Origin of the sequence: Geodermatophilus siccatus, from assembly GCF_900103785.1 — a bacterium.
GTDB lineage: Bacteria > Actinomycetota > Actinomycetes > Mycobacteriales > Geodermatophilaceae > Geodermatophilus > Geodermatophilus siccatus.
In genome coordinates this window covers 161538-185280 of the sequence record NZ_FNHE01000005.1, presented here as the reverse complement: position 1 = coordinate 185280, position 23743 = coordinate 161538, and the positions used below count along the sequence as shown (strand labels likewise).

Genomic DNA, 23743 nt, shown 5'->3' with positions numbered 1-23743 from the left:
GTTCAGCCCACCCTCACCCGGCTGCCGAGGATGCCCTGCGGCCGCACGATCAGGATGACGATCAGCAGGAGCAGCCCGCCGACGTACTTGACGTCGTTCGGGATGACCAGCGTCGACATCTGCACGAAGACACCCACCACGATGCTGCCGACGAGGGCGCCGTAGGCGGTGCCGAGACCGCCGAGGGTGACCCCGGCGAACATGAGCAGCAGCAGCCGGAAGCCCATGTCCCACTGCACCTCGTCGGAGAGGCCGAGCAGGACGCCGCCGAGGGCCGCGAGCGCGCCGCCCATCATCCAGACGACCAGGATCACCCGGTTGACGTTGATGCCCGAGGACGCCGCCAGGTCGCGGTTGTCGGCGACCGCCCGCATCGCCTTGCCGATCTTGGTGCGCTGGAGCATGACCGCCACCAGCAGCAGCACGACCAGCGCGATGACGATCGACGCGAGGTCGGCGTTGGTCATGGTGAACGCGCCGTAGTCGACGGCGCGCTGGCCCCGGTACGCGGCGTAGGCCTCCGAGCCCCCGCCGAAGATGATCTGGTACAGGTAGCGCAGCAGCAGCGACAGGCCGATCGAGATGACCAGCGCGGCGACCAGTCCGGTGCCGCGCCGCCGCAGCGGCCGCCAGATCACCAGCTCGTTGAGCGCCCCGACACCTGCACCGATCACCATGGCGATCAGCGCGGCCGGGATCAGCGGCACGCCGCCCTGCACGTTGATGAACCACGCGGCGATCGCGCCGATGGTCACCAGCTCGCCGTGGGCGAAGTTGGTCAGCCCGGTCGTGCCGAAGATCAGCGAGAGGCCGACAGCCGCCATGGCGATGAGCAGGCCGAAGCGCAGGCCCTCGACGAGCAGCTGGACCCAGCGGACCGTGCCGCCGCCGGCTTCCCGGCTGCCGTCGCTGAGCGCGATGATCACGCCCTGGTTGCGGCCGGCGTCGACGGTGACCGTGCGGCTGTTCTCGCCGGTGAGCACCACGCCTTCGGGCAGGTCGTCGGCGTCGATGGTGACGGTGTACTGACCCGGACCGGGCACCGGCACCGCCCACCGGCCGTCCTCGTCGGTCTCCACGGTGTCGACCTCGGCGCCGTCGGCGGCCGTGACGACCACCTCGACGCCCTCGACCGGCCCGCTGAGGTTGGTCCGCAGGGTGCCCGACACCTGCTCGGAGGCCGCGGGCTCCTCGGTCTGCGCCGACGCGGCACCGGGCGCCAGCATCAGGGCGAGGCCGCCGAGGACGGTCAGCAGGAGCAGGCGGAGCAGCATCCGGCCGCCGGCGACCCGGGATCCCCGTGCGGACCGGCGCCGGGCGCGGGCGGGTCCCCTGGGTGCACCGCGTCCCGGTACACGGCCTGGTGCGTGCGTCACTCGACCTCCCTGGCTCTGTGCATGACGGGGGACGGTAACCCAGCGGTGTTGCGGTTCGACTCCCTCGCGGCCCAGCTGTTACCTGTCCGCGACACGCCGCACTCGTCACGCCGGTCCCACGGGCGGCCGCATCGTCATCGCGCCGGTCGCCGGGTGCGCTCTCCGGCCGCCGTCCGGACAGGCTCCCGTGCCGGTTCGCGGTCCCGCGGCACGACGCGCGCCGCGCGTCCCGCCGACCGCACCCGGGTGCGCCGGCACCGCGCCAAGGGGGCCGACCGGGTCGGACGGGGGGCGTGCCGGCCGGGCTGCCCGGGCCCGACACGCGCGACGCCGTGGAAGGCCGAGGCGACCCCCTTGGCCTGGCCGCGCCCCGGGTCCCGCTCCGAGCCTGCGAAGGGCGCCGGGGTCCGCTGTCAGGCGGCCAGCAGCATGCAGGTGAGCCGGGCGCTGGCGGTCACGCGGTCCTGCTCGTCGGTGACCTCGATGGTGAAGGTGGCCAGCGTCCGGCCGCGGCGGACCGGCGTGGCGACGGCGGTGACGACCCCCTCGGTGGCCGCGCGCAGGTAGCTGACGTTGAGCTCCACCCCGACCGCCTGCCGGCCCGGACCCGCGCCCAGCGCCGCGGCCCAGGAGCCGACCGTCTCCACCAGCGAGCAGGTGGCGCCGCCGTGGAGCAGGCCGAACGGCTGCTGGTTGCCGTCGACCGGCATGGTCGCGACCACGTGGTCGGGGTCGAAGTCGGTGATGCGGATGCCGAGCTTGTCGTCCAGCGGGCTCATCTGCCCGGCGGCGAGCCAGGCGGGGCGGTCCACGGTCACCCCGGCACGGTAGCCACCGCCCGCGCGGCGGCCCCACCGCAGGGCCCGGCGCGCGCCCGGTGACGTACCGGAACGGCCCTCTCCCCGGGCCCCACCCCGAGCTCGGGAGGGGAGGGCAGGAAGGGTCAGCCCCGTTGCAGGGTCCCGCCGCGAGCTCGCGAGCGGTGGGGGGCAACGGGGTCCTCTTAGGATCGGCGGCGATGTCCGCTCCGGTCTCCGCCCCCGCGTCCAGCCCCGCCGTCCCCTCCGCGGGTGCCCGACCCGGCCCACCCCGCCCGCGGCTGCTGCTGCTCGACGGGCACTCGCTGGCCTACCGCGCCTTCTTCGCCCTGCCGGTCGAGAACTTCTCGACGACGACCGGGCAGCCGACCAACGCGGTGTACGGCTTCACCTCGATGCTGATCAACGTGCTGCGCGACGAGCAGCCGACGCACGTGGCGGTCGCCTTCGACGTGGGCCGCAAGACCTTCCGCAGCGAGATCTACGCGGAGTACAAGGCCAACCGCAGCGAGAGCCCGACCGACTTCCGCGGCCAGGTCAGCCTCATCCAGGAGGTGCTGGCCGCGCTGCACATCCCGGTCATCACCGCCGAGGGCTACGAGGCCGACGACGTGATCGCCACCCTCACCGTGCAGGCCGTCGAGCAGGGCATGGACGTGCTCATCTGCACCGGCGACCGCGACGCCCTGCAGCTGGTCGGCGAGCACGTCACCGTGCTGTACCCCCGCAAGGGCGTCTCGGACCTCACCCGGTTCACCCCGGAGGAGGTCGAGGCCAAGTACGGGTTGTCGCCCACGCAGTACCCCGACTTCGCCGCGCTGCGGGGGGACCCCAGCGACAACCTGCCGAGCATCCCGAGCGTGGGGGAGAAGACCGCGGCCAAGTGGGTCCGCGAGTACGGCTCGCTCGACGCGCTGGTCGACCAGGTCGACACGGTGAAGGGCAAGGTCGGCGACAAGCTGCGCGAGCACCTGTCCTCGGTGCTGCAGAACCGGCGGCTGACCGAGCTCGACCGCGCCGTCCCGCTGGAGGTGGGCCCGGGCGACCTCGCCGTCCGCGCGTGGGACCGCAACGAGGTGCACACCCTGTTCGACAACCTGCAGTTCCGGGTGCTGCGCGACCGGCTGTTCGCCACGCTCTCCAGCGCGGAGCCGGAGGCCGAGGGCGGCTTCGACGTCACCGAGGACGAGGTGCCCGCCGGCGGGCTGGGCGGCTGGCTGGACCAGCACGCGCGCACCAGCCGCACCGGCATCATCTTCCGGGGCACCTGGGGCCGGGGCACCGGTGAGCTGACCGGCCTCGCGCTCGCCGGCGGCGACGACCACGCCACCTTCGTCGACCTGGGCCCCGACCTCGACGCCACCGACGAGCAGGCGCTGGCCGACTGGCTGGCCGACCCGGGCGCGCACAAGGTCGTGCACGAGGTCAAGGGCCCGCTGCTGGCGATCTGGGCGCGCGGCTGGGACCTCGCCGGCGTGGTCAGCGACACCGCGCTGGCCGCCTACCTGGCCCTGCCCGGGCAGCGGTCGTTCGACCTGGGCGACCTCGCCGTCCGGTACCTGCGCCGCGAGCTGAAGGACTCCGCCGCCGAGGAGCCCCAGCTGACCCTCGACGGGATGGGGCCGTCGGAGGAGGACCTCGCCCGCGAGGCCGCGCACGCCGACGTCCTCAAGGCCGTCGCCGTCAACGACCTCTCCGACGCGCTGGACTCCCTGCTCGGTCAGCGCGGCGGCGACACGCTGCTCGACGAGCTCGAGCTGCCGCTGACCTTCGTGCTGGCCCGCATGGAGCAGCGCGGCATCGCCGCGGACCTGGACTTCCTGCGCGAGCTGCAGCGGGAGTTCGCCGACGAGGTGGCCGCCGCGGCCGCCGAGGCCTACGCGGTGATCGGCCGCGAGGTCAACCTCGGCTCGCCCAAGCAGCTGCAGGCGGTGCTCTTCGACGAGCTGGGCCTACCGAAGACCAAGAAGATCAAGTCGGGCTACACGACCGACGCCGAGGCGCTGACCAACCTGCTCAGCGCAACCGGCCACCCGTTCCTCGAGCACCTGCTGCGGCACCGCGACGTGACCCGGCTGCGCACCGTCATCGACGGCCTGATCCCCATGGTCGACGACGCCGGGCGGATCCACACGACGTTCCAGCAGACGATCGCCGCCACCGGCCGGTTGTCCTCGATCGACCCGAACCTGCAGAACATCCCGATCCGCACGGCGGAGGGCCGCCGGATCCGTCAGGCGTTCATCGTCGGCCCCGGCCACGAGTCGCTGATGACGGCGGACTACAGCCAGATCGAGATGCGCATCATGGCGCACCTCTCCGGCGACGCGGGGCTCATCGAGGCCTTCACGTCGGGGGAGGACCTGCACTCCTTCGTCGCGTCGCGGGCGTTCGACATCCCGATCGAGGACGTCGACCCGGAGATGCGCCGCCGGATCAAGGCCATGAGCTACGGCCTGGCCTACGGGTTGTCGGCGTACGGGCTGGCCTCGCAGCTGCGCATCTCCACCGAGGAGGCGCGCGAGCAGATGCACGCCTACTTCGAGCGCTTCGGCGGCATCCGCGAGTACCTGGACGGCGTCGTGGAGGACGCCCGCCAGACCGGCTACACCGAGACCACGCTGGGTCGCCGGCGCTACCTGCCCGACCTGACCAGCGACAACGGGCAGCGCCGGCAGATGGCCGAGCGGATGGCGCTCAACGCCCCCATCCAGGGCTCGGCGGCCGACATCATCAAGGTGGCCATGCTGCGCGTGGAGAAGGCGATCGCCGACGAGGGGCTCCGCTCCCGGATGCTGCTGCAGGTGCACGACGAACTCGTGCTCGAGGTCGCGCCGGGGGAGCGGGAGGCGCTGGAGACGCTGGTGCGCCGGGAGATGGCCGGCGCCGCGCAGCTGTCGGTGCCGCTGGAGGTCTCGGTCGGCTTCGGCCGGACCTGGAACGAGGCCGCCCACTGAAAGAGGACCCCGTCCCCCTCACCGCTCGCAGGCTCGCGGCGAGCCTCTGGACGGGGCCGGTTCCATCGGGTCCCCGAGGCCGGGGGTTCGCCCTCAGGCGGTGGCGTCGCCGCGCCGGGGCACCTCGACGTGCGGCCGGCTCTGCCACAGGGCCCACTCGGCGCTGACGTCGCCGGCCGTGCGCAGCAGCAGGGGCAGGTGTTCGCCGAGCAGCCGCTCGACCGAGGTCTCGGCCGCGTGCACCGTCACGTTCATCGCTGCGCGCACCGCGCCCGTGGCGTCCCGGACCGGCACCGCCACGGACCGGACCCCGGGCGCCAGCTCCTCGTCGGCGAGCGCCCAGCCCCGGGCCCGCACCTCGGTCAGCTCGTCGCGGAGCTGCTCGGCGGACCGGCCGATGTAGGCCGGCAGCCCGGCGCGGCTGGGCAGCGCCAGGGTCGCCTCCAGCTCGGCGGGGGAGAGGGCCGCGAGCAGGACCTTGCCCTGCGAGGTCTGCACCGCGGGGAACCGGGTGCCGATCTCCACCCGGAGAGCGATGAGCTTGGGCACCGACACCCGCGCCACGTACACGATGTCGGAGCCGTCCAGCTGGGCCATCGACGACGACTCGCCGGTGCGGGCGACCAGTGCCTCGAGGTGCGGCCGGGCGATGTCCCACAGCCCGAGCGAGCTGACGTAGGCGGTGCCCAGGGTGAGCACCCTCGGGGTCAGCTGGAACAGGCCGCCGGAGCTGCGGACGAACCCCAGCTCCTCGAGGGTCAGCAGCAGCCGGCGGGCGGTCGGCCGGGCCAGCCCGGCCGCGGCGGCGACCTCGGTCAGCGACATGGTCCGGTGATCGGCGTCGAAGCACGCCAGGACGTCGAGGCCGCGCGCGAGCGCCTCGACGAAGTCCGGACCCGCTCCGCGTCCTGCCATCGGTCACCTCCCTCCTCGGGCATCCCGGGCCCCGCCCTCGACCCCGCTGCAGGGTCCCGCCGCGAGCCTGAGCGGTGGCGGCAGCGGGGTCCTCCTACCCTCCTTCAGCGGCCGAGGACGCGCTCCTCGCCGCCGGCCCGCTTCGACTCGTCCTTGAAGTCCGTGTACTGGTACGGGTTGTCGAGGATCGAGGCCTCGGCCTCGGGCATCTCCGGGAACATCCCGGCCTGCCAGGTCTCCTCGCCGAGTGCGCCCCTCAGGTGGTCGATGGTGTCCTCGACCTCGGCACGTACCCGGGCGAGGTCGATGCCGACGAGCTCGCCGTCGTACTTCACCACCCGGCCGTCCACGACGACGGTGTGCACGTCGCCGCGCTGGGCCTGGAAGACGACGTGGCCGAGCGGGTTGAGCAGCGGGAACGACACCGGTGAGGTGTCGTTCTTGATCAGCACGAGGTCGGCCTTCTTGCCGACCTCGAGGCTGCCCAGGTCGCCGTCGCGGCCGATCGTGTGCGCACCGCCTCGGGTGCACCACTCCACGACCTGCTTGGCGCGCAGCCGCAGGTGGGTGATCGTCTCGCCCTTGAGGTGCGCGTCGAGGTGCTCGGCCATGCGGTCGGCGTTGAGCGTCGCGCGCATGGCGGAGAACATGTCGCCGCTCCACCACACGCTGGTGTCCATCGACAGCGACACCGGGATGCCGTACTGCAGCACCTGCTCGGTCGGCGCGTGGCCCTGTCCGGCGCTGCACTCCGACTCGGTCGCCACCGAGATCGAGCCGCCGGTCGCGGCGATCCGCTGGTAGGAGTCGCGGGTCAGCGTCGAGGCGTGCACGTACGTCGTCTCGGGGGTCATGAAGCCGCCGTCGTACATCTGCTGGATGCCGGTGTCGCTCGTGGCACCCCAGACGCCGGCGTGCGTGGTCACCGGGATGCCGAGGTCGCGGGCCACCTCGAAGGCCGCCCTCTCGGGGAAGGCCGGGTCGCCGGTGACGTCGAACGCCATCTGGACGCCCATCATGTCGTCGCCGGCGTCGCGCAGGCGCTCGAGGAAGGAGCGGACGGCGGGGTCGGCGCTCCACTCCCACGGGCCGGCCTGGATGTTGCCGTAGGCCATGACGAACCGGCCGGGTACCGACCGCAACGCCTCGACGGCCGCCTCGCCGTGCTCGACGGTCTGCAGGTTGTGCGACCAGTCGACCGTCGTCGTGACGCCGGCGTCGAGCGACTCGATGGCCGCGAGCCGGTTGCCGGCCGCGATGTCCTGCGGGCGGAACTGCTTGCCGTGCTCGAGGTAGTACCAGACGAAGTACTGGGTGAGCGTCCAGTCGGCGCCGTAGCCGCGCATCGCGGTCTGCCACATGTGCCGGTGGGTGTCGATCATCCCCGGCATGACGATGCCACCGCGCGCGTCGATCTCCTGGGTCCCCTCCGGCACGTCCAGCGCCGTACCCACAGCGGCGATCCGGTCGCCCACGACGAGGACGTCGGCGCCGGGCAGGACGGTGCACGCGTCGTCCATGGTCAGCACCGTGCCGCCGCGCAGCACGACCGGGCGGCCGGCCTCCGGCGGTGCACCCGCGGGCTCGGGGTGGGTCATCGCTTCCTCCAGGACGTCGTCGTCGGGAATCCGGACAAGCGTACGCACAGCGGTCACGACGTCCGGGTGGGCGCCACCCTGGCCGCGTGCTCGCTCACGTGTCAAGGGGTCTTGGCAGCTCAGCGACCTGTTGACAGCGCGGGCGGCGCGGGCCGAGACTGCGGCGGATCCGCGGACACTTGTCCGCGGTCAGCGTCCGGACCCTCGAGGAGGCCGCAGCACCCATGACCGTCGGACAGCCCGGCAGCGGCACCGGGAACGGCCCCACGGGCCCGCTGGCCGGCCTGCTCGTCGCCGACTTCTCCCGGGTGCTCGCCGGGCCGTACGCGACCATGCTGCTGGCCGACCTGGGCGCCGAGGTGGTCAAGGTCGAGGGGCCGGCCGGGGACGACACCCGGTCGTGGCAGCCGCCGGTGCGCGAGGGCGTCGCCACCTACTACCTCGGCGTCAACCGCAACAAGCGGTCGGTCGCGCTGGACCTCAAGGACCCCGACGACCTCGCGGCCGCCCGTGAGCTGGCCCGTCGTGCCGACGTGCTCGTGGAGAACTTCAAGCCCGGCGGCCTGGCCCGCTTCGGCCTCGACCACGCCACCGTGTCGGCCACGAACCCGCGCGTCGTCTACGCCTCGATCAGCGGCTTCGGCAGCCAGCCGGGCGGCGCGGCGCTGCCCGGCTACGACCTCATCGTGCAGGCGATCTCGGGCCTGATGAGCCTCACCGGCGACCCGGACGGCGAGCCCTTCCGCGCCGGCATCTCGGTGTTCGACGTGATGGCCGGCCTGCACGCCACCATCGGCGTCCTCTCGGCCCTGAACCTCCGGCACGAGACCGGCCGTGGCCAGCACGTCGAGGTCAACCTGCTGGCCTCGGCGCTGTCCGGGCTGGTCAACCACGCCAGTGCCTGGGTCGCCGGCGGCGTCGTCCCGTTCCGGATGGGCAACAGCCACCCGAGCCTGTTCCCCTACGAGCCGCTGCCCTGCGCCGACGGGGACCTCATCGTCACCGCGGGCAACAACGGGCAGTTCCGCAGGCTCGTCGAGGTGCTCGGCGTGCCGGAGCTGGCCGACGACCCGCGCTTCAGCCGCAACGAGGACCGGACGGCCAACCGCGACGAGCTCCGGCCACTGCTGGTCGAGCGGCTGCGCACCCGCACCAAGCTCGAGTGGTTCCGCGACATCATCGCCGCCGGCGTGCCCTGCGGGCCGATCAACACCGTGGACCAGGGCGTCGCCTTCGCCGAGGAGGTGGGACTGGACCCGGTGGTGACCGTGGGGGAGGGCGCCGCCGCCGTCCCGTCGGTGCGCCACCCGATCCGGTTCTCCGAGACCCCGGCCGACTACCGCCTGCCCCCGCCCGGCCTGGACGAGCACGGCGAGGAGATCCGCCGCTGGCTGAGGACCCCCGAGGAGGACGGCCGATGAGCGCCGAGCGCCCCGAGTACCCGACGGCGCTGGGCGCATCCAGCCGCGACAGCATCACCCTGCTCGGCACCGACCTGGCCCGCGACGTGATGGGGGAGGTCGGCTTCGGGGAGCTCGCCTTCTGGCTGGCCACCCAGCGGCGCCCCACGCGCGGGGAGACCCGGGTGTTCGAGGCGGTGCTCGCGGCGCTGGCCGACCACGGCTTCACCCCGACGGCGATCGTCGCCCGGCTGACCCACCTGTCGGCCCCGGACTCGGTGCAGGGAGCGCTCGCCGCCGGGCTGCTCGGCGGCGGCTCGCGGTTCCTGGGGGTCACCGAGGACTGCGGCCGCTTCCTGCACGACGTCCTGACCGGGGTGGCCGGCGTCCTGCCCACCGACGACGCCGGCTGGGACGTCCTGGCGCTGGAGACGGTGACCGCGCAGCGGGCGGCCCGCCGCTTCGTCCCGGGCCTCGGTCACCACGTGCACAAGGACGGCGACCCGCGCACCCCCCGGCTGTTCCAGATCGCCGCCGAGGAGGGGCTCCACGGACCCCACCTGTCGCTGTTCGCCGCCATCGGCCGGGTGCACCCGCAGGTGCTGGGCAGGACCCTGCCGCTCAACGGCGCCGGGGTGTGCGGCGCCGCGCTGGCCGACCTCGGGCTGCCGCTGGAGCTGCTGCGCGGCTTCGCGCTGCTGGCGCGCACCGCCGGGCTGATCGGGCAGCTGGCCGAGGAGCTGCGGCACCCGGTCGCCAACGAGGTCTTCCTCTCCGTCGACCTCAACAACCGGTCGGTCCCCCCGGACCCCTACGTCCCCGACCCCCTGCCCGCTCCCGACCCAGACGCCGACGGAGGTCGTCATGGCTGAACTGGCCGCGGTCATCGCGTCCACGCACCACCCGTTCTACTACCGGGCGAGCACGTCGACCGGTGCCGACCGGCCGCCGTTCGCCGACGAGTGGGTGGCCAAGATCGAGCGGTTCCGCGAGACGCTCACCGTCGCCGAGCCCGACGTCCTGGTGATGGTCGGCAGCGACCACTTCCACCAGCTGTGGCTGGACAACATGCCGCAGTTCCTGGTGGGCAAGGCGCCGTTCTTCGACGCGAACTTCTACAACGAGGAGCGCGAGTTCGGGCTGCCCCGCATGCTGCTGCGGGGCGAGGAGGAGCTCGCCGCGCACCTGCTGCGCGACGGCCTGGACCGCGGGTTCGACCTGGCGTTCAGCAACGAGCTGCGGATCGACCACAGCATCACGTGCCCGATCATCACGCTGCGCCCGCAGGCCGACCTGCCGATCGTGCCGGTCTACACCAACATCTTCGCCCCGCCGCTGCCGCAGCCGAAGCGGTTCGTGCAGCTGGGGAGGGCCATCCGGGAGATGGTCGAGTCCTGGGAGAGCGACAAGCGGGTCGCCGTCATCGGCACCGGCCACCTGTCGCTGGAACTGGGCGGGCCGCGCCAGTTCGGCGAGCACGGCCCCGACCCGGAGTTCGACCGCAAGGCCGTGGAGTGGATCGCCGGCGGCGACATCGAGGGCTGCCTGGCGGAGGTCAGCCTGGACAGCCTGCACGCGCCGGGGAACGCCACCCACGGCTTCATGGACTTCATGCTGATGATGGGCGTGGCCGGCGAGGGGCAGAAGGCCGACCACGTCGACACCCTCGACCTGTTCCACACCATGGAGGCCTACTTCACCTGGTACCCGGACGGCGCGCCCCAGGCGCCCGGCGCCCCGACGGAGGCAGTCCGGTGAGCAGGTACCTGCTGGACAAGTTCCTCTACACCGTCGACCGCGACCCCGAGCTGGTCGAGCGCTACCGCGAGGACCCGGCGGGCACGGTGGCGTGGTGGGAGGCCGAGATGGCCAACCGGATCCTCAACTGCGTCGACGCCGAGCGGTCCACCTGGCTGTCGTTCACCGAGGACGAGCGGCGTGCCCTGCGCGAGCACGACCACGTGGCGCTGTTCCAGATGGGCGCGCACCCGTTCCTGACGCTCACGCTGTTCATCGCGATGTTCGAGCGCGACCACGGCCCGCTGGAGTACCAGAAGGCCTACGGCAGGGCGATGCAGCACATCTCCCTGCCCTATCCCGACATCGCGACCTGACCGTGCACGCCGCCGTCCTGCACACCCTGGGGGAACCGCCGGCGTACCGCCCGCACCCGGACCCCGTCCCCGCCACCGGGCGGACGCTGGTCCGGGTGACGGCCGCGCCGGTGGTCCCCCTGGACCTGCTCTGCGCCTCCGGGACGTCGTACCTCGGGCGCCCGGCCGTGCCCTACGTCCCCGGGGTGCAGGGCGTCGGCGTGGTGGAGACATCCGCCGTCCACCCGGCCGGGAGCCGCGTCTGGTTCGCCACCTCCGCCGGCATGGCGCCCGGTGACGGCAGCCAGGCCGAGCGCTGCGCCGTCCCCGACGACGACGTCGTCCCGCTCGACGCCGACCTCCCCGACCCGGCGGTGGCCGCGATCGGCCTGTCGGGGGTCGCCGCCTGGATGGCGCTGACCTGGCGGGGGCGGCTGCGGCCGGGGGAGCGGGTCGTGGTGCTCGGCGCCGGGGGAGCCGTCGGGCAGGCCGCCGTCGGCGCGGCCCGGACGCTGGGCGCGGCACGGGTGGTCGCCGTGTGCCGGCCGGGGGCGTCCGCCGAGCGGGCCGCGCGGGCCGGCGCCGACGAGGTCGTCCCCCTCACCGGGGACGTCGACGAGCTGGCGGCGCGGCTGGCGGAGGCCACCGGCGGGGGTGCCGACGTCGTGGTCGACCCCGTGTTCGGCGCCGCCGCGACCGCGGCGTCGCGGGTGCTCGCGGCGGGCGGCCGGCTGGTCAACCTCGGCGGGGCGTCGGGCGACACCGCCGTGTTCTCCTCGGCCACCCTGCGCGGCCGCAGCGCCTCGGTGCTCGGCTACACCAACAACGCGCTCACCGGGGAGCAGCGGTCCACCGCGCTCGCCGCCGTGCTGGCCCGCGCCGCCGCCGGGCAGTTGGCGGTCGAGCACGACGTCCTGCCGCTGTCCCGGGCTGCCGAGGGCTGGGACCGCACCGCGAGCGGCGGACGCCGCGTCGTGCTCGTCCCCGGTAGCTGATCAGCCGGGCGCGCGGCAGACCAGCACGAGGGTGCCGGGGACCAGCGCCCCGCGGGCCGGGGACCACTGGCCCCACTCCTGCGTACGGCCCGGCGTCCACTCCGGCTCGACCAGGTCCTCGAGGACGAGCCCCGCACCCACGACCGCGCGCACCCAGTCGCCGACCGTGCGGTGGTGCTCGACGTACACCGCGCGGCCGTCCTCGTCGGTCTCCACGTACGGCGTCCGGTCGAAGTAGGAGGAGACGACCCGCAGGTCCTCGGGGTCGGGGGAGTCCGGCAGCGGCCAGCGGAACGGGTGGTTCACCGACGCGACGAACCGCCCGCCGGGCCGCAGCACCCGCGCCACCTCGGCGAGCGCCCCTTCGACGTCGGCGACGAACGGCAGCCCGCCGAACGCCGAGCAGGCCAGGTCCACGCTGCCGGTCGCCAGCGGCAGCGCCCCCACGTCGGCCTGCAGCAGCGGGACGTCGATGCCGGTGGCCCGGTTCAGTTCGGCGGCCCGGGCCAGCATCCCGCCGGAGAGGTCGAGCGCGACGACGTCCGCCCCCTCGCGGCGCAGCCAGCGTGCACACGGCGCCGACCCGCAGCCGATCTCGACCACCCGGCGGCCGGTCACGTCCCCGAGCAGGTGCGCCTCGGACTCGCGCAGTCCCTCGGGGCACCACAGGAAGTCGACGTCGCCGAGGTCGCTGCCGTGCTCGGCGAGGTAGGCCGGCGCCGCGGCGTCCCACCACCGCCGGTTGGCCCGGACCGACTCCGCCGTCCCTGCCGGGCGCCGGGCGACGCCGCTCGGCGCCGGGTAGCCGTCGTCGGCGAGGGGGAGGTCGGGCGGGGGAGCGGCCGGGCTGTCCATGACACGCCGATCGTGACACGCCGGGGGCCCGGGGAGGCGCCGCACCCAGGTGGACCGGGTGCTCCCCGGCTCCGTACCATGGGAATGCGCCAGAGGTCTGTCAGTGCTGAGCCCACCAGGGGATCGGCGCGCGCCGGCTCTCCCCGCTCCCCGCGGTCACCCGGCCGCGGGTCGTCCTGTCCCTACGCATCCCCCGTCCGGAGCACTCGACCACATGACCTCCACCCAGGTCCGTCCTAACAGCACCCCCCAGGTCGCCGTCAACGACATCGGCACCGCCGAGGACTTCCTCGCGGCCATCGACCAGACGATCAAGTACTTCAACGACGGCGACATCGTCGAAGGCGTCATCGTCAAGGTCGACCGGGACGAGGTGCTGCTGGACATCGGCTACAAGACCGAGGGCGTCATCCCCTCGCGTGAGCTGTCCATCAAGCACGACGTCGACCCCAACGAGGTCGTCAGCGTCGGCGACGAGGTGGAAGCCCTCGTCCTCCAGAAGGAGGACAAGGAAGGCCGCCTGATCCTGTCCAAGAAGCGCGCCCAGTACGAGCGCGCCTGGGGCACGATCGAGGCGAAGAAGGAAGCCGACGAGGTCGTCACCGGCACCGTCATCGAGGTCGTCAAGGGCGGTCTCATCCTCGACATCGGCCTGCGCGGCTTCCTCCCCGCCTCGCTGGTCGAGATGCGCCGCGTCCGCGACCTGCAGCCCTACGTGGGCCGCGAGCTCGAGGCCAAGATCATCGAGCTCGACAAGAACCGCAACAACGTCGTCCTCTCCCGCCGGCAGTGGCTGGAGCAGACCCAGTCCGAGGTCCGCAGCGAGTTCCTCAACAAGCTCGCCAAGGGCCAGGTCCGCACCGGCGTCGTCTCCTCGATCGTCAACTTCGGCGCGTTCGTGGACCTGGGTGGCGTCGACGGTCTGGTGCACGTCTCCGAGCTGTCCTGGAAGCACATCGACCACCCGTCCGAGGTCGTCGAGGTCGGCCAGGAGGTCACCGTCGAGGTCCTCGACGTCGACCTGGACCGCGAGCGGGTCTCGCTGTCGCTGAAGGCGACGCAGGAGGACCCGTGGCGTCAGTTCGCCCGGACCCACCAGATCGGCCAGGTCGTCCCCGGCAAGGTCACCAAGCTGGTGCCCTTCGGTGCGTTCGTCCGCGTCGACGAGGGCATCGAGGGTCTGGTGCACATCTCCGAGCTGGCCGAGCGGCACGTCGAGATCCCCGAGCAGGTCGTGCAGGTCGGCGACGAGATCCTGGTCAAGGTCATCGACATCGACCTCGACCGGCGCCGCATCTCCCTGTCGCTCAAGCAGGCCAACGAGGGCGTCATCGGCGACGAGGAGCAGTTCGACCCGGCCGCCTACGGCATGGCCGCCTCGTACGACGAGCAGGGCAACTACATCTACCCCGAGGGGTTCGACCCGGAGACGGGCGAGTGGCTCGAGGGCTACGAGGAGGCCCGCGAGACCTGGGAGCGGCAGTACGCCGAGGCCCAGGCCCGCTACGAGGCGCACCGCAAGCAGATCGCGGCGGCCCGCGAGGCCGACGCCGAGGCTGCGGCCGGCGGCAACTACTCCAGCGGTGAGGTCGAGACCGGGGACACCTCCGGCGGCACCCTCGCCAGCGACGAGGCGCTCGCGGCGCTGCGGGCCAAGCTCGCCGGCGGCGAGTGACCCCCGCTCAGCGCGGCTGAGCAGCACCACCTGAGGCCGAGGCCCGGGACCCCGCGGGGTCCCGGGCCTCGGTCGTCCCTCCCATCCCCGTGGAGGGACGAGTGGAGGACCCCTGCCCCCGCCACCCGCAGGCCCGCGGCGGGGACCCCGCAGGGGGCCGGACCGGTGGGGAGGACGGGGTCCTCCTTCAGAGGCTGAGGATGATCGCGAACGCGGTGCGCGGGCGGCCGCCGGAGTTCGCGAGGAACTGCCAGGTGTGCCGGCCCGCCGGCGCGGTCGCCGACAGCCAGCGCAGGAAGGCGTTGCGCGGGCGGACGGCGCCGTTGCGCTCCAGCCGCTCGCGGACCATCGGCAGGTCCGTGCAGCGCACGCCCGTGGAGCGGTCGAGCCGGTGCCGACCGGGGCCGCGCCGGACGGCGGAGGGGGTCGACGAGGGGGCGGCGTGCGCGGGACGGGACATGGTCGGTTCTGCCTCTCTGGGGCGTGGGGAGATCGCCGAGCAGAGAGTTGCCCATGGGGCACGTGTGACTGGAGCGACGCGCCGGGCCGGGCGCCCGGGTGTTACCCCTCCGTGACCGTTCCCCCGTCGGTGGCTACTGTCCGTGCGTGCTGCGGATCGGGCTGACCGGCGGGATCGGATCGGGCAAGAGCACCGTGGCCGGACTGCTCGCCGCGCGCGGGGCGCTCATCGTGGACGCCGACCGCATCGCCCGCGAGGTCGTCGAGCCGGGGACGCCGGGCCTGGAGGCCGTCGTCGCGGCGTTCGGGCGCGGGGTGCTGACCCCCGAGGGCGCCCTCGACCGCCCGGCCCTCGCCGCCGTGGTGTTCGCCGACCCCGAGGCCCGCCGTCGGCTCGACGGCATCGTGCACCCGCTGGTGCGGGCCCGTGCCGCCGAGCTGGTCGCCGCGGCGCCCCCGGACGCCGTGGTGGTGCAGGACGTGCCGCTGCTGGTGGAGACCGGCCAGGCCGGCTCCTACGACCTGGTGCTCGTCGTCGAGGCCGACCTGGACACCCGGGTGCGGCGGCTGGTCGGCCGGGGGCTGTCCGAGGAGGACGCCCGCGCCCGGATCGCGGCCCAGGCCACCGACGAGCAGCGGCGTGCGGTGGCCGACGTCGTGCTGGACAACAGCCGCACCGTCGAGGACCTGGAGGCGCAGGTCGAGCGCTTCTGGGCCGAGCGGGTAATCCCCGCCCTCGGCTGACGGCACACGCGCGGCGTGCCCGCCGACCCGTCCGTCCCGCGGGACCGCGACGCCGCCCGGCACGGAGCAGCCCGCATCCGGGTCGGGGCGGTCGGCCTCCTCGCCGTCCTGGCGGTCCTGCAGTGGCTCTCGAACGAGGACCTGCGGGTCCCGCTCGGGTGGCCCAGACGCTGGGACCAGGGCCTGAGGGCTGGTCGCCGCTCGCGGCCGTCCCGGGCCCGTCGGCGGCCGTGGCCGACGTCACGGCGGCTCGGCGCCGGCGTCCCGAGACGCCGAGAGGCCCGGGTCCGCCGGACCCGGGCCTCTCGTGCTGTGGGCGATACTGGGTTCGAACCAGTGACCTCTACCGTGTCAAGGTAGCGCTCTACCACTGAGCCAATCGCCCGATCCGGCCTGCGGCCGGTCCGCTCCACCGATCTCGGCGGGGCCGAGGTGGAGACGGGATTTGAACCCGTGTAGACGGCTTTGCAGGCCGTTGCCTCGCCTCTCGGCCACTCCACCGCACGCGGGCGCCGATCTGACGACCAGCGCCCGAGGTTCCGAGCGGACGACGGGATTCGAACCCGCGACCCTCACCTTGGCAAGGTGATGCTCTACCAACTGAGCCACGTCCGCGTTGCTGTCCTGCTGTGTCGCTGTCTTGCAGGGAGAACCATACCCGACCCTCGGAGGGGGGTTCGCAGGGGGTCCCCCCCCCGAGGGTCACCGACCCGTCGGGTCGGCGCCGCCGTTGGACAGCAGGGCGGCCAGTTCGCTGTCCACCTCGAGCACCGAGGACTCCTCGCCGTACGGGACGACGCCCGCGGTCAGCTGCAGGAAGCCGGCAACCGTGCCGCGGGACACCTCGAACAGCGCCTCGCCCGAGGGAGCGCGCAGGTGCAGGAAGAGGACGTCGCCCGACGTCCGGGACGGCCAGAGCCGCACGTCGCCCTCGCCCGCCGGCCGGTCCAGGCCGACCTGCAGCAGGTCGCGGCCCACGAGCCAGGAGATGCCGTCCTCCTCCGCGCCGTCGCCGAAGGTGATCCGCACGGCGAACGGGTCGCTCACCTCGTAGCTGAGCAAGGCCGGGACCTCGGTCCACGACTGCGGACCGACAAGGTGCAGCGTCGTCGGGCACGTGTACCCAGGCGTGGCGCGGTTGATCATCTCTGGAACAACGACCTTCCCTGACCGAGGTGACGCCCGGACGATCTCCGCGCGTGTCGTTCCTCTGTGTGCCCCTTCCGAGCACGCCTGAACCGCGTCGCGGGCCTGTCGCGAAGACCGCGTGTGACGATGGAGCTCGTGAGCAGTTCGGGACGGCGTGTCGGGGACGGCCCGGCAGGCGCCGACCTCCTCCTGCGCATGCGCGCGGGCGACCGGAGCGCCGTGGACGAGCTCTACGACAGGTACAGCCGGCCGGCCTTCGCCCTCGCGCGGCGCATCCTCGCCGACGACGTCCTGGCCGAGGACGTGGTGCAGGACGTGTTCCTCACCGTCTGGCGCGACCCGGCGGCCTTCGACGTCGCGCGGGGCTCCTTCTCCTCCTGGCTGCTGGCGATGGTCCACCACAAGGCCGTCGACGCCGTCCGCCGCGAGGAGTCGCACCGCCGCCGGCAGACCCGGGCCGAGGACGACCTGGCGCTGGCGACGCCGACCTCGTCCCGCGACGTCGAGGACGAGGCGTGGAGCCGGGTGGTGTCCGAGCAGGTGCGGGACGCGCTGGGCGCTCTGCCGGCCCCCCAGCGGGAGGCGCTGACCCTGGCCTACTACGGCGGTTACACACAGCGGGAGGTCGCGGCGTTGACGAGCACGCCGCTGGGCACGGTCAAGACCCGGATGCTCGCCGGGATGCGCCGGCTGCGCGAGGAGCTCGGCGGCGAGGGCGTCGCCCCGGGCGGCGCCCTCGGCGAGTCCGCGCCGGCCGACGGGACGAGCCGGTGACCGCCCCCCGGGACCCTCGCCGCGGGGAACACGAGACCTTCGACGAGCTCGCCGTCGGCTGGGCGCTGCACGCCCTGGAGCCGGAGGACGAGGAGCTCTTCGCGGCCCACCTGCCGACCTGCCCGCGGTGCCGGCAGACGGTGAGCGAGACCGCCGACGTCATGGGCGCCCTGGCCGGCGACCTGCCCCCGGTCGACCCCCCGGACCGGCTGCGCGAGCGGCTGCGCGCCGCGGTGGAGGAGGCCGCGCCGCTGCCCCGTCCGGCGTGGCAGGGCGAGCGGACGCCGCTGGTCCCGCCCGCGGTTCCCGACCGCCCGGCTCCCGTGCACCGGTCGGAGCCCCCGGCGACGGGTGCGCACCGGGCCCCCTTCCCGGTCGACGCGGTGGACCCGCGGTCCAGCTGGCGTCGGGTGCTGCCTAACGCCCTCGTGGCGGCCGCGGTCGCGGCGATCCTCGCGCTGGGCACCTGGAACGTGGTGCTCAGCTCGGCCCGCGAGGAGGCCCGGGCCGCCGCCGCCGAGCAGGCCGAGCTGGTCGACGCGCTGCTGACCCCGGGCCAGGCCACGGTCGCGCCGCTGACCGCCGACGGCGCGACGGTCGCCACCGTCGTGGCACGCGAGGGGCAGGTGCAGGTGGTCACCCAGGGCCTGAGGCCCAACGACCAGGACCAGACGTACGTGGTGTGGGGGACCGGTGCAGGCGGGCCCGCGCCGCTGGGCACCTTCGACGTCACGTCCCCGCAACCGGCGCTGTGCACCGTAGGCTCAGGGCCGTCCGGGCTGGACGCCTACACCGGTTACGCGGTGAGCCTCGAGCCCGGGCGCTCGGCTCCGCCGGAGCCCAGCGACATCGTGGCGTCGGGGGAGGTGCCCAGCTGAGCGGTCCGGAGACGGTGGCCCCCTCCGGCACCGGGCAGCCGGGGACCCCGGCGTCCGGTGCGCGGCGAGCCCACGCGGCCGGGGACCCCCACCGCAGCCTGCGGGAGCGCGTCGCGGCCACGCACTGGCGGCGGCGTCTGGCCGCCCGCCGTCCCCTCGACCACGGCTACCGCCTGGTCGTGGGCGTGCTCGGTGGTCTCGTCGTGGCGTTCGGGCTGGTCACCATCCCGTTGCCCGGGCCGGGCTGGCTCACCGTCATCGCCGGGCTCTTCCTGCTCGCCACCGAGTTCAGGTGGGCCGAGCGGCTGCTGCACTTCACCCGCCGGCACGTCCGGGCGTGGACCGACTGGCTGGGGCGGCAACGGGCGTGGGTGCGGGTCGCCGTCGCGTTGGCGACCGCGGCCTTCGTCTACGGCGTCCTGGTCGTCGTGCTGCACGTCATGGGCGTTCCGGACTGGGTGCCGGGGTGGGTGCCACTCTGGCGCTGAGCGTCTGGCAGAATGGCTGCCGCAGGGGCGATTGGCTCAGTGGTAGAGCGCTTCGTTCACACCGAAGAGGTCACTGGTTCGAACCCAGTATCGCCCACAGCACGAGAGGCCCGGGTCCGTCGGACCCGGGCCTCTCGTCGTCCTCGGGGTCAGGCGGCCGGGCCGTAGGTCAGGTGGGCCACCCCGTTGCTCAGGCGCTCCACGGCGAGCAGCGACAGCTCCTGCGCGCTGCCCTCGGGGAAGAGCCGGGCGCCGCTGCCGACGGCGAGCGGGTAGACGTACAGGTGCAGCTCGTCGACCAGGCCGTCGGCCAGCAGGGCCCGCACGAGGGTCGCGCTGCCGCTGACGTAGAGGTCGCCCTGCTCCTTGAGCTCCCGGATCCGCCCGGCGTCGTATCCGCCGATCGCGGTGGAGTTGCGCCACACCGACGCCGCGTCGGTGAGGGTCGAGGAGACGACGTACTTGGGGGTGTCGTTGAAGAACGGCGCGCCCTCGTCGTCCTCGGCGGTCCGCGTGGACCAGGCCGGCGCGAACATCTCGAAGGTGGTGCGGCCCAGCAGGATGCCCTTCGCCGGGGCGGTGAGCGCCCCGATCGAGGCGGCCAGGTCGTCGGGGAACCCGTAGTCCACGGTCCACATCGGTGCGTCGACGACCCCGTCGACGGTGGTGAACTCGTGCACCCTGATCGCGCCCATGCTTGCTCCTCCGTGTGTGCTGCGGCCCGGCTGCGGCGGTCGCCGCGGGGGCCGCTGGTCGGTGTCGTCGAGGAGACCCTGGCCCACCCGGTTTCTCATCGGTGGGCAGCGCGCCGTCCTGGCACGATCCAGCGGTCCCGCGGCTTACGCCGTCCCGGCACGCGGGCGCACCGAGGAGGACCATCGGTCCGGTGTCCCGCCGTCGGCCGCCCGCCCCGCCCGTGCCGGTCCGACCGCGCCAGCCCGGGCGCGCCGAACGGATGACCGAGGTCCTCGAGCGGGACGGCGACACCTGCATCTGGTGCGGCCGGGTCCTCGGCGGCCTCGTCCCGCCGACCACCGAGCACGTCGTCCCCCGGCTCAAGGGCGGCCCGTCGTGGCTGGCCAACGAGGTCGCCGCGTGCCGCCGCTGCAACGCCGAGCGCGGCCACCGGGCGCCGGTCGACTGGCTGGAGGAGTGCGAGCGCCGCGGCTGGCAGCCCGACGCCGACCGGCTGGCCCGGGCGCTGGACGCGCTGCAGGCGGCCATCGACCGCGAGGGCGGCCAGCGCAGGGCGCGGCCCTACCTCGACGCGCAGCGGCGCCGGCTGCGCCGGCGGCCGCCCTCCGCGGGGGGAGGACGTACGGTCGCCTCGTGACCGGTGCTGGCAGCGTCGTGCAGGTGAGCGTCTACCCGGTGAAGAGCCTCGCCGGGCGCACCGTCCGGGAGGCCGAGGTGGGGCCGGCGGGCCTGGTCGGCGACCGCGCGTGGTCCGTCGTCGACGTCACGACGGGGGAGCGGGTCACGGTCAAGAGCACCCCCGAGATGGGCGAGGTCGTCGCCACCGGGGACGACGAGGCCGACACGATCACGCTGACCGAGGTGCTGGGCCGGCCGGTGCGCCTGCAGCGGTCCGGGCAGCCGCAGGTGGACGCCGCGGCGGTGCACCTGGTCAGCCGCCGGGCGATCGCGCGCGCCGCCGCCGGCGACGTCCCGGAGGGCTGCTCGGCCGACGACCCGCGCGCCAACCTGCTGCTCGACCTGCCCGAGGACGAGGACGAGCGGTCGTGGGTCGGGCGCACCGTGCGCGTCGGTGAGGTCGAGATCGCGGTCACCCGCACCCCCAAGCACTGCCTGGGCGTGTACGCCGAGGTCCGGCGGCCGGGGACGGTGCGGGTCGGCGACCGCGTCGAGGTGCTGCCCGGCTGAGCCGGCCGGGCGTCGTCCCGGGGTGACGTGCGCCGCGCACTAGGCTCGGAGATGCCCGTTCACCGACCCCGCAGGAGCTCCCGTGTCAGCCGCGCCCACCCTCGCCGCTCCCGCCCCGATCCGGGTGCCGGCCGGGACGACGGCCCAGGACGCGCTCAAGGCGGCCGGGACCCCGCTCAAGGGCCCCGACGGCGCGGTCGTCGTCCGGGACCTGGCGACCGGTGACCTCAGGGACCTCGCCTGGGCCCCCGAGGCCGACGCCGAGGTCGAGCCGGTGCCCGCCGCCAGCCCCGAGGGTCGCGCGGTGATCCGGCACTCGACCGCGCACGTGCTGGCCCAGGCCGTGCAGGACCTCTTCCCGGGCACCCGGCTGGGCATCGGCCCGCCGGTGGAGAACGGCTTCTACTACGACTTCGCCCCCAAGCGGCCCTTCACGCCCGAGGACCTCAAGGCCCTCGAGAAGCGGATGCAGGAGATCGTCAAGGCCGGTCAGTACTTCTCCCGCCGCGAGATCAGCGACGCCGACGCGCAGGCCGAGCTCGCGCACGAGCCGTTCAAGCTCGAGCTGATCGGCCTCAAGGGTGGCGAGGCCGCGTCCTCGGATGACGGTGCCGACGTCGAGGTCGGCGGCGCGCAGCTGACCATGTACGACAACCGGGACGCCCGCACCGGCGACCTGGTGTGGACCGACCTGTGCCGCGGTCCGCACCTGCCGCGCACCTCCAGCATCCCCGCCTTCTCCCTCACCCGGTCGGCGGCCGCCTACTGGCGCGGCAGCGAGAAGAACCCGCAGCTGCAGCGCGTCTACGGCACCGCCTGGGAGAGCAGGGAGGCGCACAAGGCCTACCTCGAGCAGCTCGCCGAGGCCGAGCGCCGCGACCACCGGCGCCTGGGCGTGGAGCTGGACCTGTTCAGCTTCCCCGACGAGATCGGCTCCGGCCTGGCCGTCTTCCACCCCAAGGGCGGCGTGGTCAAGCGGGAGATGGAGGACTACGTCCGCCGGCGGCACATCGAGGAGGGCTTCGACTACGTCGGCACCCCGCACATCAGCAAGCGCGGGCTGTTCGAGACCTCCGGGCACCTGCCGTACTACGCCGACACCATGTTCCCGCCGATGGAGCTGGAGAACAGCGAGTACTACCTCAAGGCCATGAACTGCCCGATGCACAACCTGGTCTTCAGGTCGCGCGGGCGGTCCTACCGCGAGCTGCCGCTGCGCTTCTTCGAGTTCGGCTCGGTCTACCGCTACGAGAAGTCCGGTGTCGTGCACGGCCTGACCCGGGTGCGCGGGCTGACCCAGGACGACTCGCACAGCTACGTGACCCCGGAGCAGGCGCCCGGCGAGATCCGGCACCTGCTGGCGTTCGTGCTGGGCCTGCTCGACGACTTCGGGCTGACCGACTACTACCTGGAGCTGTCCACCCGCGGGGACTCCGAGAAGTTCATCGGCTCGGACGAGGAGTGGGCGGTGGCCACCGCGGTGCTCGAGGAGGCGGCGCGGGAGACCGGGCTGGAGCTGGTGCCCGACCCGGGCGGCGCGGCGTTCTACGGCCCGAAGATCTCCGTGCAGGCGCGCGACGCCATCGGCCGGACCTGGCAGATGTCGACCATCCAGTACGACTTCAACCAGCCGGCCCGCTTCGGCCTCGAGTACACGACCGCCGACGGCTCCCGGCAGCAGCCGGTGATGATCCACTCGGCGAAGTTCGGCTCGATCGAGCGGTTCTTCGGCGTGCTCACCGAGCACTACGCCGGCGCCTTCCCCGCGTGGCTGGCGCCGGTGCAGGTGACCGGCATCCCGGTCACCGACGAGCAGGTGCCCCACCTGCGCGACGTGGCGCTGCAGCTGCGCGCACGCGGCATCCGGGTGGAGATCGACGACTCCGACGACCGGATGCAGAAGAAGATCCGCACCGCCAGCAAGCAGAAGGTGCCCTTCGTGCTCATCGCCGGGGCGACCGACGCCGAGGCCGGCGCGGTCTCCTTCCGCTTCCGCGACGGCAGCCAGCACAACGGCGTCCCCGTCGAGAAGGCGGTCGCCGCGATCGCTGAGTGGGTCGCCGGCCGGGCCAACACCGACCCGACCGCCGAGGCGCTGGTGGCCGGATGACCACCGACTCGGAGGAGACCTTCCAGGTCGCCGTCTCCAGCGACGACGACGGTCCGACGGCGGTCTTCGAGCACCTGTGGACGCCGTACCGGATGGCCTACATCCGCGGGGAGGGCAAGCCCACGGGCGCCCACGACTGCCCGTTCTGCCTCATCCCGCAGATGGACGACGAGGAGGGGCTGGTCGTCGCGCGCGGCGAGACCGTCTTCGCCGTCCTCAACCTGTACCCGTACAACGCCGGCCACCTGATGCTGGTGCCGTACCGGCACGTGCCCGACTACACCGACCTCACGCCCGCCGAGGTCGCCGAGCTGGGCGAGTTCACCCAGACGGCCATGCGGGTGGTGCGCGCGGTGTCCGGGGCGCACGGCTTCAACATCGGGATGAACCAGGGTTCGGTCGCCGGCGCCGGGATCGCCGACCACCTGCACCAGCACGCCGTGCCGCGCTGGGGCGGGGACACCAACTTCATGCCGGTCATCGGCCTGACCCGCGTGCTGCCGCAGGTGCTGCGCGAGACCCGGGCGCTGCTCGCACAGCACTGGCCGGACGGCCGGCCCACCCCGGGGGTCTGA

The 23743-nt window shown here is 73.7% G+C and carries 23 protein-coding genes and 4 tRNA genes; 16 read left to right on the top strand and 11 right to left on the bottom strand.

Annotation, left to right across the window (positions count from 1 at the left end; all coding sequences use genetic code 11):
- Positions 1 to 2: 2 nt before the first annotated feature.
- Entirely contained in the window at positions 3 to 1274 is a 1272-nt protein-coding gene (locus tag BLS21_RS11615; protein ID WP_175479540.1) for a branched-chain amino acid ABC transporter permease, read from the bottom strand.
- Between the two features lie 515 nt (positions 1275 to 1789).
- Positions 1790 to 2194 (bottom strand): PaaI family thioesterase, encoded by a 405-nt coding sequence (locus BLS21_RS11610; RefSeq protein WP_091218099.1) that lies wholly within the window; start codon positions 2192 to 2194, stop codon positions 1790 to 1792.
- A gap of 200 nt (positions 2195 to 2394) precedes the next feature.
- On the opposite strand from BLS21_RS11610, the gene polA reads away from it, so the two are divergent.
- Positions 2395 to 5151: a DNA polymerase I gene (gene polA / locus BLS21_RS11605; RefSeq protein ID WP_091218095.1), complete on the top strand. Its 2757-nt coding sequence runs from the start codon at positions 2395 to 2397 to the stop codon at positions 5149 to 5151.
- 93 nt (positions 5152 to 5244) lie between these two features.
- On the opposite strand, the gene BLS21_RS11600 is transcribed toward polA, so the two are convergent.
- Both BLS21_RS11600 and BLS21_RS11595 read right to left on the bottom strand, forming a co-directional pair.
- Positions 5245 to 6066 (bottom strand): IclR family transcriptional regulator domain-containing protein, encoded by an 822-nt coding sequence (locus tag BLS21_RS11600; RefSeq protein WP_091218092.1) that lies wholly within the window; start codon positions 6064 to 6066, stop codon positions 5245 to 5247.
- A 104-nt stretch (positions 6067 to 6170) separates the two neighbouring features.
- A complete protein-coding gene (locus BLS21_RS11595) occupies positions 6171 to 7664 on the bottom strand; it encodes an amidohydrolase family protein (RefSeq protein ID WP_091218089.1) in 1494 nt (497 codons plus the stop codon).
- A 224-nt stretch (positions 7665 to 7888) separates the two neighbouring features.
- On the opposite strand from BLS21_RS11595, the gene BLS21_RS11590 reads away from it, so the two are divergent.
- Genes BLS21_RS11590 through BLS21_RS11570 form a run of 5 tightly spaced genes read left to right on the top strand, consistent with a single transcriptional unit; the run spans position 7889 to position 12152 of the window.
- Positions 7889 to 9085 (top strand): CaiB/BaiF CoA transferase family protein, encoded by a 1197-nt coding sequence (locus tag BLS21_RS11590; RefSeq protein ID WP_091218087.1) that lies wholly within the window; start codon positions 7889 to 7891, stop codon positions 9083 to 9085.
- Positions 9082 to 9936 (top strand): citryl-CoA lyase, encoded by an 855-nt coding sequence (locus BLS21_RS11585; RefSeq protein WP_091218084.1) that lies wholly within the window; start codon positions 9082 to 9084, stop codon positions 9934 to 9936. The genes BLS21_RS11590 and BLS21_RS11585 overlap by 4 nt, the downstream gene beginning before the upstream one ends.
- Positions 9929 to 10822 (top strand): DODA-type extradiol aromatic ring-opening family dioxygenase, encoded by an 894-nt coding sequence (locus BLS21_RS11580; protein WP_091218081.1) that lies wholly within the window; start codon positions 9929 to 9931, stop codon positions 10820 to 10822. The genes BLS21_RS11585 and BLS21_RS11580 overlap by 8 nt, the downstream gene beginning before the upstream one ends.
- Entirely contained in the window at positions 10819 to 11178 is a 360-nt protein-coding gene (locus tag BLS21_RS11575; protein WP_091218079.1) for a hypothetical protein, read from the top strand. The genes BLS21_RS11580 and BLS21_RS11575 overlap by 4 nt, the downstream gene beginning before the upstream one ends.
- 2 nt (positions 11179 to 11180) lie before the next feature.
- Positions 11181 to 12152 (top strand): zinc-binding dehydrogenase, encoded by a 972-nt coding sequence (locus tag BLS21_RS11570; RefSeq protein WP_091218076.1) that lies wholly within the window; start codon positions 11181 to 11183, stop codon positions 12150 to 12152.
- On the opposite strand, the gene BLS21_RS11565 is transcribed toward BLS21_RS11570, so the two are convergent.
- The gene (locus tag BLS21_RS11565; RefSeq protein WP_091218074.1) at positions 12153 to 13007 is read right to left on the bottom strand and encodes a class I SAM-dependent methyltransferase; all 855 of its coding nucleotides are present in this window, start codon (positions 13005 to 13007) and stop codon (positions 12153 to 12155) included.
- Positions 13008 to 13221: 214 nt separating this feature from the next.
- Between BLS21_RS11565 and rpsA the strand changes: the two genes are divergently transcribed.
- Positions 13222 to 14682: a 30S ribosomal protein S1 gene (gene rpsA, locus BLS21_RS11560; protein WP_091218071.1), complete on the top strand. Its 1461-nt coding sequence runs from the start codon at positions 13222 to 13224 to the stop codon at positions 14680 to 14682.
- A gap of 187 nt (positions 14683 to 14869) precedes the next feature.
- Here the strand turns inward: rpsA and BLS21_RS11555 are convergent, their stop codons facing one another.
- Positions 14870 to 15142, bottom strand: a complete 273-nt coding sequence (locus BLS21_RS11555) for a hypothetical protein (RefSeq protein ID WP_091218068.1) — start codon at positions 15140 to 15142, stop codon at positions 14870 to 14872.
- A gap of 146 nt (positions 15143 to 15288) precedes the next feature.
- On the opposite strand from BLS21_RS11555, the gene coaE reads away from it, so the two are divergent.
- Positions 15289 to 15885 (top strand): dephospho-CoA kinase, encoded by a 597-nt coding sequence (gene coaE, locus BLS21_RS11550; RefSeq protein WP_091218065.1) that lies wholly within the window; start codon positions 15289 to 15291, stop codon positions 15883 to 15885.
- Between the two features lie 313 nt (positions 15886 to 16198).
- Here coaE and BLS21_RS11545 read toward each other — a convergent pair.
- The 4 genes from BLS21_RS11545 to BLS21_RS11530 all read right to left on the bottom strand — a co-directional run bounded on the left by BLS21_RS11545 (position 16199) and on the right by BLS21_RS11530 (position 16947).
- A tRNA-Val gene (locus BLS21_RS11545) sits at positions 16199 to 16270 on the bottom strand.
- Between the two features lie 45 nt (positions 16271 to 16315).
- A tRNA-Cys gene (locus BLS21_RS11540) sits at positions 16316 to 16386 on the bottom strand.
- A 41-nt stretch (positions 16387 to 16427) separates the two neighbouring features.
- Positions 16428 to 16500 (bottom strand) — tRNA-Gly (locus BLS21_RS11535).
- A gap of 87 nt (positions 16501 to 16587) precedes the next feature.
- The gene (locus tag BLS21_RS11530) at positions 16588 to 16947 is read right to left on the bottom strand and encodes an SsgA family sporulation/cell division regulator (RefSeq protein ID WP_245700319.1); all 360 of its coding nucleotides are present in this window, start codon (positions 16945 to 16947) and stop codon (positions 16588 to 16590) included.
- 213 nt (positions 16948 to 17160) lie between these two features.
- Here BLS21_RS11530 and BLS21_RS11525 point away from each other — a divergent pair, with 213 nt between their 5' ends.
- From BLS21_RS11525 to BLS21_RS11510, 4 genes are all read left to right on the top strand, one after another.
- Positions 17161 to 17808 carry a sigma-70 family RNA polymerase sigma factor gene (locus BLS21_RS11525; protein ID WP_091218448.1) on the top strand — a complete coding sequence of 216 codons (648 nt, stop codon included), beginning with the start codon at positions 17161 to 17163 and terminating at the stop codon, positions 17806 to 17808.
- Entirely contained in the window at positions 17805 to 18686 is an 882-nt protein-coding gene (locus BLS21_RS11520) for an anti-sigma factor (RefSeq protein ID WP_091218058.1), read from the top strand. The genes BLS21_RS11525 and BLS21_RS11520 overlap by 4 nt, the downstream gene beginning before the upstream one ends.
- 14 nt (positions 18687 to 18700) lie before the next feature.
- Positions 18701 to 19174, top strand: a complete 474-nt coding sequence (locus tag BLS21_RS11515) for a TIGR02611 family protein (protein ID WP_091218056.1) — start codon at positions 18701 to 18703, stop codon at positions 19172 to 19174.
- A gap of 25 nt (positions 19175 to 19199) precedes the next feature.
- Positions 19200 to 19271 (top strand) — tRNA-Val (locus BLS21_RS11510).
- 52 nt (positions 19272 to 19323) lie between these two features.
- Here the strand turns inward: BLS21_RS11510 and BLS21_RS11505 are convergent.
- The gene (locus BLS21_RS11505) at positions 19324 to 19869 is read right to left on the bottom strand and encodes a dihydrofolate reductase family protein (protein ID WP_091218053.1); all 546 of its coding nucleotides are present in this window, start codon (positions 19867 to 19869) and stop codon (positions 19324 to 19326) included.
- 260 nt (positions 19870 to 20129) lie between these two features.
- On the opposite strand from BLS21_RS11505, the gene BLS21_RS11500 reads away from it, so the two are divergent.
- The 4 genes from BLS21_RS11500 (at position 20130) to BLS21_RS11485 (ending at position 23743) form a co-directional block, all read left to right on the top strand.
- Complete coding sequence (locus tag BLS21_RS11500; RefSeq protein WP_091218445.1) at positions 20130 to 20507, top strand: HNH endonuclease; 378 nt, start codon at positions 20130 to 20132, stop codon at positions 20505 to 20507.
- Positions 20504 to 21058 carry an MOSC N-terminal beta barrel domain-containing protein gene (locus BLS21_RS11495; protein WP_091218050.1) on the top strand — a complete coding sequence of 185 codons (555 nt, stop codon included), beginning with the start codon at positions 20504 to 20506 and terminating at the stop codon, positions 21056 to 21058. The genes BLS21_RS11500 and BLS21_RS11495 overlap by 4 nt, the downstream gene beginning before the upstream one ends.
- Positions 21059 to 21140: 82 nt before the next feature.
- A complete protein-coding gene (gene thrS / locus BLS21_RS11490) occupies positions 21141 to 23168 on the top strand; it encodes a threonine--tRNA ligase (protein WP_091218048.1) in 2028 nt (675 codons plus the stop codon).
- On the top strand, positions 23165 to 23743 hold the full coding sequence (locus tag BLS21_RS11485) for an HIT family protein (protein WP_091218045.1): 579 nt from the start codon (positions 23165 to 23167) through the stop codon (positions 23741 to 23743). The genes thrS and BLS21_RS11485 overlap by 4 nt, the downstream gene beginning before the upstream one ends.